Below are 19,055 nucleotides of genomic sequence, written 5' to 3' on the forward strand. Positions count from 1 at the left end.
TTATCCAGGTAAAGGATAGCTGGTATAAATTCGATAACCTTTATTTGATGTGCTAGACTTAATCTTTACCCCTATTCTAAATAATGGGTTAAACTCTTTTCCACTTTTTATTATACCTCGCCCAACAGGTAAAGGAACTACGGTCTCTACAGTATTATCATCTAGTGTAGGGGGATTCTCAAATTTTATAGGATCTACAATTCTAGCAAAATTAATCGAAATCAGTGTTGTAGCTACATCATAATAACTAGTTGCCATTCCATTAGAGTTCCCCGTCTCTACTCGATGCAATAGGTACTCATCGGATTTCATCACATGTTTTTCTATGGTGTGCCCTTTGTGCTTTCCAACACCTTCAAATTCATCTGCTACCAAATCCTTAAACGTATACCACTCAAAATCATTATCTGGTTTAATATCCATTTCAGAAAGTTTACTCGCTAAAAATCCAATGGTAATCCCAGCCGCCCCAGCTTTTATATGATCAGGTATCACATTACTCGGTAGATGCTTGCCAGTCTCTGTATTTCTAATTTCACCAGTCTTCTCATTGATCCCGTAACGCTCACCCTCATAGGTAACCCCAGCATCGTAATGCCAGTCATTTTGTTCACTCCAACTCCACTTGCCTGGATCATAACTCGTAGTAAAAGGCATCGTCATGGTCAAATGGCTGTTATTAGCGACGTAAGCTGAGTAGGCCACTGAGGCTCCTGAAACTGCTAGCCAAAAGAGTAAATCATCGATAATCGCAATTCGTTGTTGCGGCCCAATCATTGGGTTAAATATTTTATTCTGAGAATAAAAATGACCTTGACCGATATAGTGAATAGGGGTCGTGTATAATGTACTTCCTAAAGGTACATAACCTAAATTTGTTAATTTAGGCTGAGTGAGTGACGGCGCACTTAACAAATAATTGGTTCCGAAAAGAGCATCTAAGACAGGATATCTGCCACTCGACTGCTTCCAAACGCTGGTTAAAATATTGGTTACTTGTACAATATTTGGTTGAGTTGTCGGTCTGTGATAAGGCGCATAAATATCGGTTAACGCTTGATTGAACTGCCCGTTCACATAAATAGTCGCCGCATCTTTCGTTGAGTCAACCGTCAGTTGCCAATCCTTAAACTGACTTCGAGTCATTTGGAACCGTGTCTCAGACGAAATACCTGTCAGCATAACGTAATACTCTCCAGCAGGTAAATCTAGCGTAACATTATTTTTTTTACTTGTGTAGCTCGTTTGAAAAATTTTCTGTTCATTTTTATTGTAGAAAGTCAGTTTTTTGCTGGTTTCTCCGTCAACGTCAATATCTAAGCGAGTCGTATCTGCCAGAGAAAGAGAATAAAATTGATTTTGTTTTGAGACTCTGCCAGTTTCGTAAAAATGCCAGTTTTTAAATTTATTACTGTCTTTAGCTATATAAAACTCAGGATCGTTCGATATCACAAACTCACTTGTCGAATAATAATTCAACCACTGAAGCACTTCGTTGATTGACATATCTTTTAACAAACGTCTAAAGTCTTTACTAATTCCTTCATAATCCTTTTCGAATCGTTCATTCATTTTTAGTGGATTGCCACTGAGAGAAAAACTGCTAGAATAAGTCATACCTACTTTATAATGAGTTCGATACGAACCATTTACTTGCTTCTCTAATAAATAAACACTATTTCGAAACACGTAGTCTTCCGGTTTTTTTTTCTCATAGGCGATGTCTGCCTTTGATGAGTCTCGTGAGTATGCTCCTTCTTCAAATACTGTAAAATCCTTAACGTAATCTACAGAGGTGACATATGGCTTTTTGATGTCTAATTTAAAGCGGTTGATTCGCTTCTTATTCAACATTGTTTCAATTATCGTCGCTTCATTCCTTTTAAAATAAGCAAACTCATAGGAGAGCTCATCAGAATAAATGATTTGAAACTCACTATCCGAATAGTAATTCAACCACTGAAGCACTTCATTGATTGACATATCTTTTAACAAACGTCTAAAGTCTTTACTAATTCCTTCATAATCCTTTTCGAATCGTTCATTCATTTTTAGTGGATTGCCACTGAGAGAAAAACTGCTAGAATAAGTCATACCTACTTTATAATGAGTTCGATACGAACCATTTACTTGCTTCTCTAATAAATAAACACTATTTCGAAACACGTAGTCTTCCGGTTTTTTTTTCTCATAGGCGATGTCTGCCTTTGATGAGTCTCGTGAGTATGCTCCTTCTTCAAATACTGTAAAATCCTTAACGTAATCTACAGAGGTGACATATGGCTTTTTGATGTCTAATTTAAAGCGGTTGATTCGCTTCTTATTCAACATTGTTTCAATTATCGTCGCTTCATTCCTTTTAAAATAAGCAAACTCATAGGAGAGCTCATCAGAATAAATGATTTGAAACTCACTATCCGAATAGTAATTCAACCACTGAAGCACTTCATTGATTGACATATCTTTTAACAAACGTCTAAAGTCTTTACTAATTCCTTCATAATCCTTTTCGAATCGTTCATTCATTTTTAGTGGATTGCCACTGAGAGAAAAACTGCTAGAATAAGTCATACCTACTTTATAATGAGTTCGATACGAACCATTTACTTGCTTCTCTAATAAATAAACACTATTTCGAAACACGTAGTCTTCCGGTTTTTTTTTCTCATAGGCGATGTCTGCCTTTGATGAGTCTGGTGAGTATGCTCCTTCTTCAAATACTGTAAAATCCTTAACATAGTCTACAGAGGTGGCATATGGTCGATCTGATGTGAATGTTTGATTATTTCGCAGATTCTTGTTTTCTTTTGTTTCTAATATCGGTTCTTCCTGAGTAGAGCTTGTTTGACTATCTTCTGTTTCAGACTTTTCAGACACAGAGGAGTCTGTCATTGATCGATGTGCTTCGGTAGCAGCATCAAGATCATCGCCTGAGATATTAGTAACGTTATCCAAGGGGTGGGAGTTCACCGGAATGTCGTCACCCTTTTTAATAAATAATTGTTCTTCGCTATAAATATCAATCAATTGATTAGAATGGTATTGGGCGATCATTTCACTGAAATTATCACTAAGACTGTCATCTACTTTTGATTCTTTTGAACTAAAATTCACCAACATCTCGTTTGTTTTACCTAGAATTTCATTATTTACTTCTATAAACAAACAGGGGGTTCTTTCAGTCGAAGTAAGGTTTCGAATTTGAGTCACTATCTCTTCATTTTCAATCCTGTATGTATTTTCTTGCTGATTAAATCGAATAAAAGTTTGTAACTTACCATCAGCCAAAACTGGATAATAGGCGTCTTCTCGTTCTTCCTCATATGAAAGAAGTAATACTGGCTGTTGAACGACATACCGTTCCATTTCAAATTTAGCTAAAAGTGAAGGAAGCTGCGCCTCCAACTCTTTTCTTGCTTCAGCCTTAAACGAATAAAATGCAGGAAGTTGTTTATCTGTCATACCTTCCCTATACAACTGAGTCGCTTCTACAACCAATGGGGCATACTGCCCTAGAAGTACCATTAGCAATAATAAGTGAATAAGTTTCATTATTTTTTTCAAAGTCATAATCTGTTCCTCTCGCTACACTCAAGCACACAATTGCATAAGGCAAAAGTGATATTGGTGATTTTTATTTTATCCAAAGTCAGAGATATCTCTGATATAAGCAACCTCCTCATTTTTTTAACTTATTTTCTATAATTAATTTTACACACTTAAATGCCTTAAAAATAGGCATTTAGGCTAAGTTATAGTTGCAACTTTCGGCACCAATATGGTAAATATCGCGACCAAACACCCTTGACTTTGATGGCCATTTAAGCCTCAATCATTTCAACAACTTTTACAGTCTATTTTCTTCAATTATTAGGCACCTTTATGTCATTCAACTCAAACAAAAATAAGTCAAGCTCAACTGTTCTTGAACTTGACTTATTTTCAATTGATTGCGACGTGACTACCGCATCTCAACATTCTATACATGGGTAATTGAAGCAAACTATCACTAAAACCATAAATTATTCATTATGATTTTGTAATCGTTCCACAATACTTTCTTCCGTTACTTTTTTATACGACAGCAACGGAATGATCACACAAAAACCGATCAATAAGAAGAGAATCAGAACGAAGGGCATTGCAGGAAACTGGTAGGTCGCATAACCAATCTGTGATTTTAGCACTTTATACACCATTTTTAAGCTTAAGACACCGACCTTACTTAACAAACCACCGACAATTAAACTGTAATACACACCCTCGATTATCAATAAACGTCGCAGCTGTTTACGTGTCATTCCGATACTCTCTAAAATGGCTAACTCACGTTTACGACTAATAATCGTCATCATAATCGTATTGAAAAAGTTGACCAACCCTAATATCACCATCAAAAGACTCACTGCATACATGACTATTTTTATCGTACGAATTTCATCTTGAGCATTTTCTAGCCACTCAGAATTTATCAGAACCCAAGGTAACATGATCTCCCGTTGGCTTGGCTTAAGCGCACTTTCTTTTTGACTCACCCACCGCTTCACCATCTTTTTACTTTCTGGTTCTGCTTCTGGTTCAACATAAATCTCCGTTTTAAACGCTCGCGGTTTTAACCCTAAGTTAGCCATGCCCTTCTCACTGATCATAAGATTAGGAGCTCCTAGACCAAATCCAACATGGAGAGTAGGATAATCATCCGTATCCGGTTCGTAATACCCTGAAAAAACCATCTGGCCGACTGCTTCTTTTTGATAATTTGCCAGATTAACTTGTTCACCAATGATCTCCTCAGCTGTCAGCTTCATCTTCGGTGAAAAATCCGCAAAACCATTTGCTACGATTCCTGTACCATTTTTGAAACTTTCCAAATCGATGGACAGTTGGTTTTCCAAGACATAAGTCTCAAACTCTTTGAGAAAAGCATCATCTGCCACTAAAATTGGGGCGTAATAATCATCAACTAACGCCTTTGCAGCCTCTTTGTCATCTTCTTTTGTTTGTTGCTCCAGCAGGCGAAAGTCGGCTTTTAAAGCGATTTGCCAAACTGGATCCTCAGCTTCTAAGAACACAAAATCACCTGAAACTACTTCCATTTTTTTATACCTGGCAAGGCAGCAAAAAAGGTTAAAACTTCTTGGTTAACAGGGAGAATCTCATCCCGATAGCTTTTATCCCAACTTGGATTATAGTTATTTTCAATACTAAAATCCGGAAAAGAGGCAAAATTATGGGTGTAATCAAGGCCATCTGTTACTAGAAAGGATGCCAGAGCAATCGTCAAGCCAATCAATAACGACAGCACAGTGAAGATAAATCGCTTAACTTCTCTCGTCGTATTACGCCATGCCATTTGATAAAGGCGACTGCCAGTTTTAGCGCTCCTAATTTTCCCCTTAGGAAGAACGGTTAAATAGTTTAGCGCTTCAAGAGGAGCTAGACGGCTGACTTTAGTCACTGGTCGCAGAATACTAAGAAAGGCCATCACAATCGCCACCCCACAAGCAATAAGTAGTAAGCTCGGGTTAACTGCTAATAACTCACTGGAAACACCATAGTTCCGCATGTAGTTCTTGGCCAAAAGACTCGGTAAAATCCCTTGCACAACCAAGCAAGCTTATTCGCCAAATCTGACGATACATGATCTTTCTGATTTGTTTATAGTCGTCCCAAAGAGATGGCCATGACATTATAATTAAGTAAAAAGACACATAAGAAGAGAATGCCGCTCGCTAAGAGAGCCATATCATAGCCACCGATAGTTTGACGGACAACATTGTAATTGACGGAATCGTCACCATCAAACCGTTGAGCCTCATCTCTTGTACTAATATCATGAAACTACTCCATCCGTCGGGATACCCTCCTATAGTCAAAGTAAAATCCTTCTCACCATTTTTTTCCATCCTAATATTAACCATATAGCACAACAGTTGTGTATTCTATTCTAATTTTATTTTCTATTATGAATTAATTCTGTCTCAATTTTTTTGTAAATACTCTTGTCCTCTTGCAGTTTGTACCACATGTGAAAACTCGAATCATTACTACCATAAATTTAATTAACCACATTTTAGGAACTAGTGTCTCAGATTGATTAGCTTGTACTAGTAATAATCCTCTTCACATCGTCTCTACCAGCTGTTATCTCCTCTTTTGAAAAATCAGCTTTTTGCAAATCAGAATCGGGAAGTGCATCTAATTTATTATAAAACCAATTTGAAACTTCAACAATCTGAGAATCACTAATTTTTTCAAATTGCTCAAATAATGTATTTTCTGCTTTATTAATGTTCAATTGAATTATTAATTCTAACAAGTGTTGCCTTAATGAAGTAGAGTAGGTTTCTCCCGTGACATCATCAACAACATCTAACATCAGCTCCCGTGAATGGTGAATTATTACTGGTAACTTTTTGGGAAGAAATTGAAGCTGTTTCATTAACCAATCATTTGTGTCCAATTTGTCACCTCAGATTTTACTTTCCAATCGTCAAGATATAATTTTTTTGCGCTCTTATGATTACTATTATCAAATATTAATGTTATTTTTTATTCAGTCTATGAGCAAATTTAATTAGTAAAAGTAATAATATTACTAACATCGGTAATGACACTTGTATCACTTAACCTATTATCCGTACCATTGAATAGTTTAGTAAGCATTATGAAAATAAATAAAAAAATAGATTTGTTAGTATGGTATTTAGCTATTGCTCTATGATTGTGAGCCTTAAAACATGCCGAAAAGACTTATTATCAAATCTATGAGAACATTTACTTTTTTGATATTCCGTTAAATTACATTAATTTCATAGTTCGCACTTCAGCTAAATATCCTATATCTAATTTACTACCATATCACATGCATGTACTACAAAAATTAAATTCAAGTTTATCAACCACATTGTAATTTCATTTTTATAAATAATCCCCGTTAGCACGCATTCATTTATAATGTATAACTTTTTATACAGACATATTTACTGATGTAGCATAGATAGAGTCAGAAAATTCTGATTTATCTGTTTCCAAAAAAATTGGCAAAACGGTCAGTGCTTATGCAGAGGATGACCATTTCCAGAAATTAACGTTTAAATCAAGTGTGAGAGCGACAGATTAAACGATTATATTGGTATTAAGGGCATTAAACAGCATTATGCCGAATCAAGCCGTTAATAGTGAATGGCTCGTTAGAGTTGAAACAGAGTAGCGCTTGTCCCCAAATCCAGTTTAATCAGATACGTCAAATATGTCGCAATGAGTGTGAGAAAAACTTGATTCATCGCCCCTTGCTCCCCTCGTGAGTAAAGCATTTTAATAACCAAATTTTGCTTTAAGTGTTAAAAAAAACAGCTCTATTTGCCCGCGTACTTGAAACATATCTGCGATTGCTTGTACACGGGCGTCTATACGATTGGTCAGGATCCGCAGAATTTTCTGCCCCTTAGCTAAAATTGTCATCAGTCAAAAGTGAGAAGTTAGATGGTATTTGATTCGATTGCGATTTCTCGACATAGCCGTTAATCAAGAAAAGCACAACTCATCTAGTGGTAGCTCGAGTATTCTTGGTAAACTGCATGCAACAAAATGTTTAAAAGTCATTTGAAAATAAGGTTTTTTTCTGTAATAAACGTAGTTTGTGATAACCGTTTGGGCGTCCGTCGACAATATTTTTTCACTTTTTACAAAACCCATCACTGAAATGATGTTTTTGAGTTATACTTATTCATCCGATAGTCCTTTTTATTGGTCTTGGGTAAATTATCCAAGGCCAGTATAAAGGCGTTTTTTGTTCATGAAAAGTTTAAATTTAAGCTTTAGCTAAATCTTCGCAACACTAGTGAGATATATCGCTTAATGTCTTAACTTCCTTTATCTACACTCCACCTATCTAGTGTGTACTGGATTATGTATAAAAAATGATATGTCAACATGTATAGTACTTTTTCAGTTTGAAGTGCAAAGATTTTAATGTGAACTTGGGCAAAACCACACACTTCATTAGCAAGAATGAATAAAAATGAAATTTAGCTTTCAAAATGATCAAATTGCGCTTGCCAAAAGCACCAGTTTAATCGTATTATGCACAACTAAATACCTGCTTAATAGGAGTTATAAGAAATCCATTAGTAAGAACTATCTATAACCAACAATTCAATAAATTCTCTAAAAATTGCTTAATTTCATTAATTACTTCTTTTCCATTTGACCAATGAATATGATGTGTTCCATTACTATAACTAACAATTCTTGAACTATTATGCGAATTTAAATAATTTGAATTGTTGTACTCAACTTCCCTACACTCTCGAGTAAATAGTAATACTGGAACTGAGTCTGATATAATATAATTACTAGCCTCAACTATATTTTTTTCACTTTCATTTATTTCATTTGTGAGCGTGACATTAAGAAAATTAGATTTCAATCTAAAGATATACTCTTTTTTTTCAGCTTCTTTCAAATGCGGATTAACATCAACTTCTAATGGTATTATACTAAATAAATCTAAATCTGTATTTTGTCTTAAATATTGTACCAATTTTGAGTTAAATATGATCTCTTCTCTTAAATGTGGTAATTGTTCGATAGAATACCTAGTAGTGGGTTCAATAAATATTAATCCGATTATAGTTCGTTCATATCTATTAATATAATCTAAAATATAGATACCAGATAAGCTGTGGGTAACAAAAATAATTGTTTTTTCTATAAGCTTCAATTTAATTAAAACACTATCAATTTCTGAGCTTGTATTTGATAGTGTTCTATCCTCTATACTATGCGTACTTTTCCCATAACCAAATCGATCTAATGCTAAAATTCCAATGTAATCGGGTATACAATCAATAATATGCTTATAATCAAGATATGCACAAGTCCCGCCAAAACCAGATAAGAACACCATTAAAACATTGTTTTCACCCTCGCGAAAAAAAAAATCAATTTCGTGATTGGCTTGTTCCATCATATATCACCTCAATCAACTCTACAGTAAGTACATTAATTCAAATTGTTTTATACTTTCAAAATCATCCAATAATAATAACGAGGAAATAATACAGGATGACATAAACCCCTGAAGAGATGATAATAATTCGTGAAGATTATTATCATGTACATGGAATGCTCCAATATATTTGACTAAATTAGAATAAACTTTGTCAAAGGAATAATTGGAATCTGATTTATTCAGCATATACAGCGTTCCTGAATACCCATGACAAAATCCATAATCATCAATTTCTCTGCTGATAATCTTTTTTTCGTTTTTTATCTGCTGCTTTATTTCACTTATTAGTGATTTTAAAATTTCATTATTAAAACTACCATTTGCATACATCAACGAATTATATATCCCAAGAGTTCCGTAACACCAAGAAAAGTAATTTTTTTTTAATAATATATCTTCTAATCGGATAAACCTTTGATCACTTGTTACAATGGAATTAATATATTTTTTCTCTTTAATAATTTTAAAATTCCGGTTATAGAGATTGAATATTTCATCAATTACTTTCATCGATCTTGTATTTAACAAGTTGGCTCTTGATAAGTCTGAAAGATAAAATAATGTTCCGGCAAGGCCATGCGGAACACCTAAATCTATATATGATTCTGGCTCCTTTATATCCCTGCCTCTTTTTTTTAAGAGCGAAGGTCTTTCAAGTGTATATATAAGTTGCTCATTAAATTTAGTCAAATCAAAATCAATTTTCCCAATCGAAAGCAAATATCTTGCTACAGGAACAAAGCCATCAAGACTATCAATAAGTTGAAGTCTATTGGGAAATTTGCTGTTTTTTAAAATCCTATTTAAAGACTCGTTGAATTTTCCACTTAATTTTACATGAGTTCCATAGTTTGCATTTATTATGTTTGCTATGCACGCTATTTTTAATATACCATTATTTAAAGAGGGTCCAGTAAACCATTTAATTTTTTCGATAGACTTTTCAAAATTAAAAATGGCTTTCTCTTCTTCTTGCAATAAAATAAATAACATACTTAAATTCGCATTAATATTCGGGTTATTGATAATTATTTTTTATAAAATTCATTGATTTCATCGGCTTTTCTTAATAAAATATTTCTCATTTGTTTTCATACCATTTATGCTCAAAAAAGGTTCTAAAATCAGGGAAATCGAGCATTCCTTGTTCTTTCCAATAATCTCGCTCTGAGGAAATTACTACATTATTATTGGCTTTTGAGTATAATTCCTTATGCACTCTAAACTTGTCCTCTTGCAACCGACTTATTGGAAATTGTTCTTCTAATAATATTTTCTTTACCTTAGTAGCTTCATATCTTAAAATACTTTTAATTGCCTCTCTACTTTGTACTCCTGATTTCAATGAAATATTAGAAACGATTGAAATTCCTAAATGCTCCATTGTTTGTCTTAGATAATCTGAAACTGGTTTATTTCCATTACTGTCTGAAACACTGATTATTATTCCAATCTTGCCTGATAATTTTATCAAATGTGCCCAATAAGCTATTCTATCAATAAAATTTTTCATTGTTCCAGAAACTTGATGTAAATAAACTGGTGAAGCAAATACAACTATACTGCTTGACAAAATTTTTTCTTCAATATATTTCATATCATCGTCCACAGCCGTTCTACCTTCTGAAAAATCGATTCCAGTTCCCGGGTTAAACTCTATTTTTAGATCTGCTGCTGATTTGAAATATTTTTCAATAGGTTGATTTATAGATTTTTCCAAAATTCTACATAGTTCCTCAACTGCAAAATTAGTTGTAGAATTCGGATTACAATAGCAACCTGAAAACGCAAATAGTTTCAACATATTAATCTTCCTTCCAGCCGTCATTAATCAGTTCAAAATCTAATATCGATGGATATTTACCACTCAATCTATTTTTAGCGTAAATAACACCTGGAATACCTAGCATAAATGAATCCGACTTCACTTTAAATCCTTTGTACCATTCTGAGGTAAATAAGTCTGGAGTTCGTAAATTTAATATGTCGTTAACTATATTAATTTCAAATGAGGATTCAACATATTTGCTAGCTGAAATCAATGTACTAATATTTCCTGATATTCCATGACACATACTCAAGTTATCAATTTCTAAGTATTTCTTGTAATTCCTAATTTCCAACAAAAATTTTCTTTCTGTATTTTTGTACAAATCGTCTCTTTTATCAATAAATTCTAATACAATTATCATAGAATTTAAAATTCCAGCATTACCTCTACACCAACTATAATTATCAGTAAAAATGATTCGTCTATAAAAATCGTAAATAATGTTATACGTTTCTTGGTTCTTAGTAATGCTATATAAAGAGGAAAATGCAGCGCATACTCCAGATTTCCCATGGGAAAAACTATCATCCAACGTATTTTTTTTAGTGGAATATAATAGATGTAATTTTTTCTCAATCTTAATTATCAATGCTTTATCAACTAGACCCCTATCATTTTTATGTAATCTAACTAGAAGCAAAGCTAAGCTAGATAGACCCGTTAGAAAATCTATTTCACAAACATTGTCTACTTCATTATTTATAATTGACACAAATAATTCACAATCATGGAAGTACTTTCTATCATTCAAAATAGAATTAAAGTAGTATGCTAAATATAGAATTCCTCCTATTCCTGAGAATACACTAGCGTCTAAAAAAATATCACTATTTTGATTAAAATATTCTTTACTAAAATGAATCATCAAACCACTATATAATTTCTCAGCTATGTATATTCTATCTAAGTCTTTTTCATTAGAACCATACAGTAAGTTGAATAGAATATTCCCTCCGACATCATATAAACCAAAATCAGTTCCTTTAATTATCAAATTTTTTTTATCAATTTGAATTAAAGAATAATAACTTTCGGCTCCTTCGCCTATTCTGAATGTGTTACAGTCAAAATTGGAAAAGTATTCCTTCTCTAGTTTAGTAGTCATAATTTCAGTTCTTAGAGTACTATTCTTAACCCCTGCCTTAGATACTAAAGCTTCATCAGGAGTAGACAGAGTAACCAACGACATTTCAATAATTCTTGATTGGTAATTAATCATTTCCACATCTAAATTGTTTATATTTGATGTTACAGTCTGTATTGGTGTTTCTTGATAATAATCAGAACAAACTAGTTCACCATTTGAATTAAACAAATTCCTCTCATCTAATAAGGTATAAAACATGGGAATACTCATATTTTCCATTTGTTTGATTTCATCTTCTAGTCGTAAATAACCAAATTTCTCCGCTGAGAAATTTTCAGTAAAAACATCTAAAATTTTATTATATTCATTTCTGCTCTTCAAAACTTTGGGATTATTTAAAGCAGAAATAAAAAGACTATATACACGTGTTGGTCTCAATAATTGGCGAGAAATAGTATTGCTTAAGTCCCATTTCATTATTGTACTAATAATCTCAGTTTTGTTCTGGAAAATTTTCTTTAATATATCTGAGAAGCCTTTAATCAAATATTCAGAAACTTGATTAGGTTCTACAGTTGAGTTACCATGAACTACCTGATTTTTAGAAGGAATAATAGTAGCATTTTCTTTCGTATAAATCCAGTCTAGTTCATCGTCTTTTTTAACGTTAGTGATATATATTTCTTTAGAAGTCTGTGCCCTCATAAATAACCCACTAACATTAACATCAATAGGAGACTGTCGATCCACTATTGGTAATAGCGAAGTAGATAGAACACTTGTTTTTAAATCTTTACCTCCCATCATTTTGGTCTCAATACTTACATCCTTACTTGCACCAATAATTGTTTCTAAATCAATAAAAACAGGGTACTCTCCCATTGCAATTAGATTTTCATAATGTAAATCAAATGATTTGAGGAGATAAAATACACCTAAGTAGCAGCCAGCTCTATAATAGTAATTTTGTACTTCTTCAAAGCTTAAACAATTACTATGTTCTATAAACTCTTGCCATGTATAATCACTGTCGGAGAAAAATATAGGAAATCTAAAATCAATACCAATTCGTTCTTTCTCTACACCAATAGATAAACACAAATCCATGAAATTATAAAAGAACTTATCTGTATTGGAATTTCTAGGTTTATAAACTAGTTTTCCATTTTCAAAATGAACAATAGCAACAGATTTGCCATTATGTTGATCGCCTACGCCTAAATCTATCTTTTTTATTTCGCCAAACTCCATACCAAATTGTGCTCTAATAATGGATTTATTCTCATTATAATTATCAACTATTTCCGAATAATACTTGCAAAATGCAAGTAATTGACTAGATAATCGTTCATACAAAAGTGGATAATGACTAAAGAACCCTTCTATATTAACATGCCTTTTAAAATATTCACTATATTCATATGTCCTCTGATCAGTATTACTTCCTCTTAGTAATGATTTCCTCCTCTTCAAATGATAAAAGTCTATAAGTACTTCAAATATCATATTATGACAAAACATAGCTAAGTCACTTTTAATGATTGTTAAAAATTTTGAAGCAATATTTTTTTCAAAAGATTCTAATTCTTTTGAATTTTTTTTTAGAATAAACTTAGTAATTAATTCTGAACAATAATAGAATTCAAGATTGGTTGACATATGCATACCTTCTTTCTGATTTGTATTAGTGAACCCAGATTCCCGAAACACATTAACTAATATCTCTTCTAACCTTGATATGTTAACGTTTCAATATATAACTATATAATTGAACTCCCTCATTACACAGGAAGTTTCCTTATAAATTATTTGGATGTTAATTCAACATTTTAGACTCTCTAGTTAAATGTTAACTAGACCCAAGAAAATTTAGTCTAGGCATATTACCTATTGTCTTAAAACACATAACTAACATCTTAAAGAAACACTCATTTACCAACATTGCAGCAAAAAGCTCAAATTACATTGTGACACAAGGCTGTATTAATCCCCAAAATATATTGTTGAGCTAATTATTTATGATACTTTCGTTAAATATTCCAAAGAATCTAGGAAATTACTATTTGTGAAGTAAGGCTACTTCTGACAACCTAGAGCCATACTAATACCACCTGAAACGTATGGACTTAGTGCCAACGAAACAGTAACTGAACAAAAAACAGCTGAAGTGTACGGATCATCAATTTCTGAATAATCATTGTTGCCAATTTTAGCTAATTTCGTCAATTCATCCACATTAATCTCCAAACTAGTATTTTTCTCCAATGTCGCTTCCATAAGCACTGCACTTCCTTTCTTATTATTTTTAAGGTAAAAATTACCTAGACTAAGATACTGAAAATTACATGAATCAACCTCTCTAGTAACTACTTTGCGTCTTACGACGTCTAAAAAAAATTAGTCGTATTTTAACTTTAGTTTTATTGTGCAGGAACCATAAGCTACTAGAGTTAATATCTCAACAAAGATGAGTTCTTCTTAAAGTAGTTAAAGCAACTAAATACTCCTTCAACTCTGCACTTTGTTATAAAAACTAGTTTTCATCAATATTGGAACCAACTTAGTAATGGCTCATTTATCATATTAAATGATAATTCAATAATAATACGAATTCAGATTTAATTGAAAAATGTGCCTTAATCCCACTTTATAGTGCGTTTAAGACACATCCCATTTAAAATTTTATTTGATACATTTTTTCTATGTTCTCAACTAAATTTCTATTCATTGCTGAAGTATTAGTAGAACCATACATTTCAAAAACTGTGATTGCATCAGACACCTCATTATTTTCTAAACTCGGATCTAAAATTTTTTCAACAATTCCATTGATTATGACTTTCATAATCCTTTCAAAAATTGCATCTTCAGTGAGAGAAACTTCATTCATTTTTAATACATATTTCCATGCTTCCTTTATATCATTACTGAATAAAAATAGTATGACACTGTTTGCTAGCAACCTAAACAGCTCATTTTTGTATCTTGTTTTTAAAGAATATTCTTTCATGCCAATAATAGCTTTCTCAAGAATAAGCTTATTAACCTCGGGTGGAAAAGCATACATTATATTATTATATAGTACGATTTCATAGTGGGTCCAAGATTCAATAGAAATTAGGTATTGATACAAATCATTCTCATAAATATCAATTTTTTTATTTTCTAACCTCCTGATTAATATATCTGCGAGGCAAAACAGATGATGTTCTTTACTTGTAAAAAACTCATTCCCCCTATAAAGTTTTTTAATCTGTTGAAGCTTTTCTACATTTTTGCCCTCAAAAGCATCCTTAATTTGATAAGATATCTGTTGTAAATCAACATTTTCCCCAGAGTAACCAAGGTTCCCTAATTCTTCTAAGGAAATATTCAGTGTATCTAGCAAATAATTTAGATTGCTAGTTGACGTATCTGCTTCATCGTTGACAAACCTATAATAGGCTGATCTCGATATTTGATTTCCTATGACATCTTTAATTGATATTCCTTTCCCCTTCCGTACAAGTTCTATGGTTTCACCAAGTTTCATAGTCCCCTCCTTAATAATTATTGTCGTTTTCACAACCTATTCACCTTTTTAGAAAATATTTATTATTATTGACTTTATGATGATAAATTTAATCTAAAAGGTAGGTGATAAATATGTGGTGGTGGTTATTAATATTCCTGTAGCGCTTACTTTCAGAATTTAAAGAAGCCATTCACCAAATTATTACTTGATGAATGGCTTTGGTATATTACTTTAATAGATGTCTCACACTAATAAAGTTAAAGAGATTAATGTATTCACCATAATTTGATAAGTCTCTGTTAATACGAGTAAAATATTTTTATCAAACCAATTGATATCTGATTAAACTCTGTTTATTCGAATTCAACAAATGAAATATATTATTCGATTTTAGCCTATTCTCAATAACTTCCAATTCAATGATTTGTTATAACATTATTAATAATTATAATTGTACGATGCCTCTGAAGCCTTGTCAATGATGTAATCGTTTAAATAACATCGTTTAATTGTGTGTAATGACAAAAATAAATATGAAAAATGAATATCAAAAAATTAAAAAATTCTCTTCACAATTATGTCCTGCTATTTTTATTTAATTGACTACTATTTTTTATAGATATATGTTTTGAAATTAAAACGTGTTCAAAATAAAACTAGCTATAGAGCAAAAAAAGTAAACAAAAATCAATAATATTTTTTAACAAAAAAATATAATAACAAATATAAAATGGATAGATTTCGCTGCTTTTCAACTTACTATCTTTAATAGTCGTGTGTAGCAAAGTCAGTATGGAATATGTGGGCATATGGTGTAACGTATTTCCAGCATCTGCGCTTAATGACCAGTTTTCCCTTAGATTTTCGCAAATAGTGATAGCCTGATGAGTTTCTGCCACTCTAATCAAGTAAGTTCATTATCAGCACACTCCTTAGCGCCAAGTTCTATAATAATCACATTGATTGTTACATCCTCGTGCAATTCTAGCTAATCGCTTTGAGCAAAAAAGAGTGGGTCACTCAAAAACTGCGTCTAATGAAATAGAATGACAAATAAGCGTTATCAAGGTATTCTTAAGTTAAGAACCACGATTACGCTTATTTAATTTAATTAACTTGAACTTCAAGTTGCCGAGGAAATAGCTCATCAAATAATCCCAAATGTCCACTATCCAGAGATTAGGGCTTCTTTAAAAAACTGGGCATCTTCCCCAGTGCCAATCTTGGCCAACTTCATCAACGCATATTTACTTAAATTCAGTTATGAAATTTCGCTCAAGTCAGCACTAAAGCCACTGGTAGTTGTCATCTAATTTATTGGCGCTAGGGCAATCACCAGTATTTAAAAATGTAAAATGCTAGCTCCATGAAAGAAATGAGAATCATTTATGTTGAAAATTTATTGATTTACATAAATCATTGTTCCTCTTACTTTCTTCCAAATTGTCTGGAACCTTCCCTCCTTATCAGTATACCCTAGCCCTGCATTCGGAAAGAAAATAACCAACCATCTACATAAAAATAGTCCTGTATAATCAACTATTCCGAACATGGAAAAAGCACTATAAAGACCGGCCATCCATCGAGCGTGTTAATGCGTATCTTAAAGATAATTATAGACTCAATAGTATGAACTACTTTATCGCCACACGAGTCGTAGCAGAACACCATTTAACACAACTCGCTTACAATTTAAGAACCATTTGCGCACAATTTGGTATTTCATTTCCTCCAGAGACTGGTAGACTGTGATAATCAACGTCACTGAGCGTTACCAAAAAAAATACTTTTTCTTCAGCTTCTCTTTTTTGACATAAGTCGATTATAGTAATTGATTGATTCGATAAACTAAAATTGATTATTTGAATTCTTTTGTGTGTTGAGTCATTGAGAATCTCCTTTTGGATTTTTTTAGCAAACCTTGACTCTCGATTTTTAACTGTTCATATTGAATAGGCTACAACTGTCTGGATAGAAAAATAAGGTATGCACAATAAAACACACTGAAGGAATTTTTAATGTCAAAACGAGTATGTCGGACCTTTATCAAAGAATATAAATGACAAATGGTTGATCTACATGAAGCAGTAAAACCACGCCCTTTGTTAAACGTGCTCGTATGATTAAAGACGTAATTAACATATACATTATCCGACTCTATCAATCAATTGCCTCGACCCTCTAAACAATTACTAAAGCGATCAATCTTAAAATCATTTCAGCCTGTAACCTTTCAAGAGGTTACAGGCTGAAACCCTATCAAAGTCTGGAAGGTTTTTACCAGCGATGATAGTCTAGTAACCATGATGAATAATAACCGCTCTTAGGTAACTCTTTCTCATTCCTCGATGACCAACTCAGCTATTTCAGCTAATAAATTTGGCAAAATGCCTTCCTGATAAACAGCTTTTTTAGCTAATATCATCTCTAAGCTGATTTCTTTTAGATCTGAATCTATAAGTTTGTTTAGCTTTTTCAAACGCTGTTCTGAGATTGGCACAAGTTGTTTGTGCTGACGATACAACTGGCGAGTCATTCCTAAAAAAATGACTCGTTGACCATAACGCTGCTTAAGTTTGTCCGCCATCAACAACCCTTCCGGATCCAAATCACCACTATAGGCTAGCCTTAAATCTCCCTCTTTCAGTAACAACTCCAATAATAACCAGACTGCATAGCGAAATTGACCATTCGTACAAACTAAAGGTAACTCAGGGTAAATATCTGAGACAATCGAAAAAACACCTGAATTTTCAATTAAAAAAATCGTCTTACCGAGTTTCGGATACACTTGCGCCACGCTTAATAAGTGTTTTACTGGGACATTCCAAACTAGCCCCTCTTCACAAGCTGAGCGCCACAACTCTTTTTCACCCTGTCTATCACTAGCTAACAAACCTGAAATCGCCACAAAATTCATAATATCATCCTTTAACAGATAAACCCGCCCGTAGATTGCTTGTTCTCGTTCAACCTTTGTTAAAAACTCACCACTACGCCCATCATCGAGATTGCTCAGCATTGTGAGCAACAATTGACCAGAAAAGCGATCACTGTCAAAGGCATGAGGGTTACCGGTTATCTCATATGCAAATAAGGGTATTTTAGTATAGCTCTTAGGCAATCGATCAAGCGCCTTGGCTACCTGCTTGAAGCTAGTCATCACATTGGCTGGCTCCAGTTGGTACTGCTGATAAAAACTGCGCCACTGACTATGGGTCAAACTCTTAAATGCCTTGGGAAACTGATTATTAATCTCTCTTTGAAACAAATGAAAGGCTTGTTCTTTGGAGCTTGCGATGCTCTCTTTCGTTAAAACTTGCTGACCAAGAAGGCGCTCAACTACCTCAATCAGAGGGACATCCGCAAACCGACTTTCTTCATACGCTATCACAAATTTTTTTACACTAAGACTCTTTTGCTCCTGCCACTGCCAATCGGTAATGCCTATAAAAGCTAACAGCGGCGCCAGATCGACCTTCGCAAATTTTGCTTTAGCAATGGTCCCTGTAAAAGCACCGTGGCTACGATATTTGACTAAGAGCTCCTTAAACACCACTAACACGGCTGGCTTGCCTTTAAAATAATTGACAATCTCCTCCATAAC

12 protein-coding genes are annotated in these 19,055 nt (G+C 33.2%); 1 reads left to right on the top strand and 11 read right to left on the bottom strand.

Annotated elements, in window-relative coordinates; all coding sequences use genetic code 11:
- The 10 genes from RWN13_RS15160 to RWN13_RS15205 all read right to left on the bottom strand — a co-directional run bounded on the left by RWN13_RS15160 (nt 1) and on the right by RWN13_RS15205 (nt 15,466).
- Nucleotides 1-3,570 (bottom strand): RNase A-like domain-containing protein, encoded by a 3,570-nt coding sequence (locus RWN13_RS15160; RefSeq protein WP_314065335.1) that lies wholly within the window; start codon nt 3,568-3,570, stop codon nt 1-3.
- A gap of 452 nt (nt 3,571-4,022) precedes the next feature.
- Nucleotides 4,023-5,096 (bottom strand): FtsX-like permease family protein, encoded by a 1,074-nt coding sequence (locus RWN13_RS15165; RefSeq protein ID WP_314065336.1) that lies wholly within the window; start codon nt 5,094-5,096, stop codon nt 4,023-4,025.
- Nucleotides 5,087-5,611, bottom strand: a complete 525-nt coding sequence (locus RWN13_RS15170) for a hypothetical protein (RefSeq protein WP_314065338.1) — start codon at nt 5,609-5,611, stop codon at nt 5,087-5,089. Before RWN13_RS15170 ends, RWN13_RS15165 begins: the two co-directional genes overlap by 10 nt.
- Before the next feature lie 486 nt (nt 5,612-6,097).
- Complete coding sequence (locus RWN13_RS15175) at nt 6,098-6,463, bottom strand: DUF6483 family protein (RefSeq protein WP_314065339.1); 366 nt, start codon at nt 6,461-6,463, stop codon at nt 6,098-6,100.
- Between the two features lie 1,680 nt (nt 6,464-8,143).
- The gene (locus RWN13_RS15180; RefSeq protein WP_314065341.1) at nt 8,144-8,974 is read right to left on the bottom strand and encodes an alpha/beta hydrolase; all 831 of its coding nucleotides are present in this window, start codon (nt 8,972-8,974) and stop codon (nt 8,144-8,146) included.
- A gap of 18 nt (nt 8,975-8,992) precedes the next feature.
- Nucleotides 8,993-10,009 carry a lanthionine synthetase LanC family protein gene (locus RWN13_RS15185; protein ID WP_314065343.1) on the bottom strand — a complete coding sequence of 339 codons (1,017 nt, stop codon included), beginning with the start codon at nt 10,007-10,009 and terminating at the stop codon, nt 8,993-8,995.
- Nucleotides 10,010-10,097: 88 nt separating this feature from the next.
- The gene (locus tag RWN13_RS15190) at nt 10,098-10,820 is read right to left on the bottom strand and encodes an NAD(P)H-dependent oxidoreductase (protein ID WP_314065345.1); all 723 of its coding nucleotides are present in this window, start codon (nt 10,818-10,820) and stop codon (nt 10,098-10,100) included.
- Nucleotide 10,821: 1 nt separating this feature from the next.
- Entirely contained in the window at nt 10,822-13,593 is a 2,772-nt protein-coding gene (locus RWN13_RS15195) for a type 2 lanthipeptide synthetase LanM family protein (protein ID WP_314065346.1), read from the bottom strand.
- 417 nt (nt 13,594-14,010) lie between these two features.
- Nucleotides 14,011-14,211 (bottom strand): hypothetical protein, encoded by a 201-nt coding sequence (locus RWN13_RS15200; protein WP_314065347.1) that lies wholly within the window; start codon nt 14,209-14,211, stop codon nt 14,011-14,013.
- Between the two features lie 397 nt (nt 14,212-14,608).
- A complete protein-coding gene (locus RWN13_RS15205; RefSeq protein ID WP_314065349.1) occupies nt 14,609-15,466 on the bottom strand; it encodes an Rgg/GadR/MutR family transcriptional regulator in 858 nt (285 codons plus the stop codon).
- Between the two features lie 1,509 nt (nt 15,467-16,975).
- Here RWN13_RS15205 and RWN13_RS23680 point away from each other — a divergent pair.
- A complete protein-coding gene (locus RWN13_RS23680) occupies nt 16,976-17,200 on the top strand; it encodes a transposase (protein ID WP_399553681.1) in 225 nt (74 codons plus the stop codon).
- 586 nt (nt 17,201-17,786) lie between these two features.
- On the opposite strand, the gene RWN13_RS15210 is transcribed toward RWN13_RS23680, so the two are convergent.
- Nucleotides 17,787-19,052, bottom strand: a complete 1,266-nt coding sequence (locus RWN13_RS15210) for a TIGR02679 domain-containing protein (protein ID WP_314065350.1) — start codon at nt 19,050-19,052, stop codon at nt 17,787-17,789.
- Nucleotides 19,053-19,055: the final 3 nt, after the last annotated feature.

Origin of the sequence: uncultured Vagococcus sp. (assembly GCF_963518325.1) — a bacterium.
In the GTDB taxonomy this organism is placed as follows: Bacteria; Bacillota; Bacilli; order Lactobacillales; family Vagococcaceae; genus Vagococcus_D.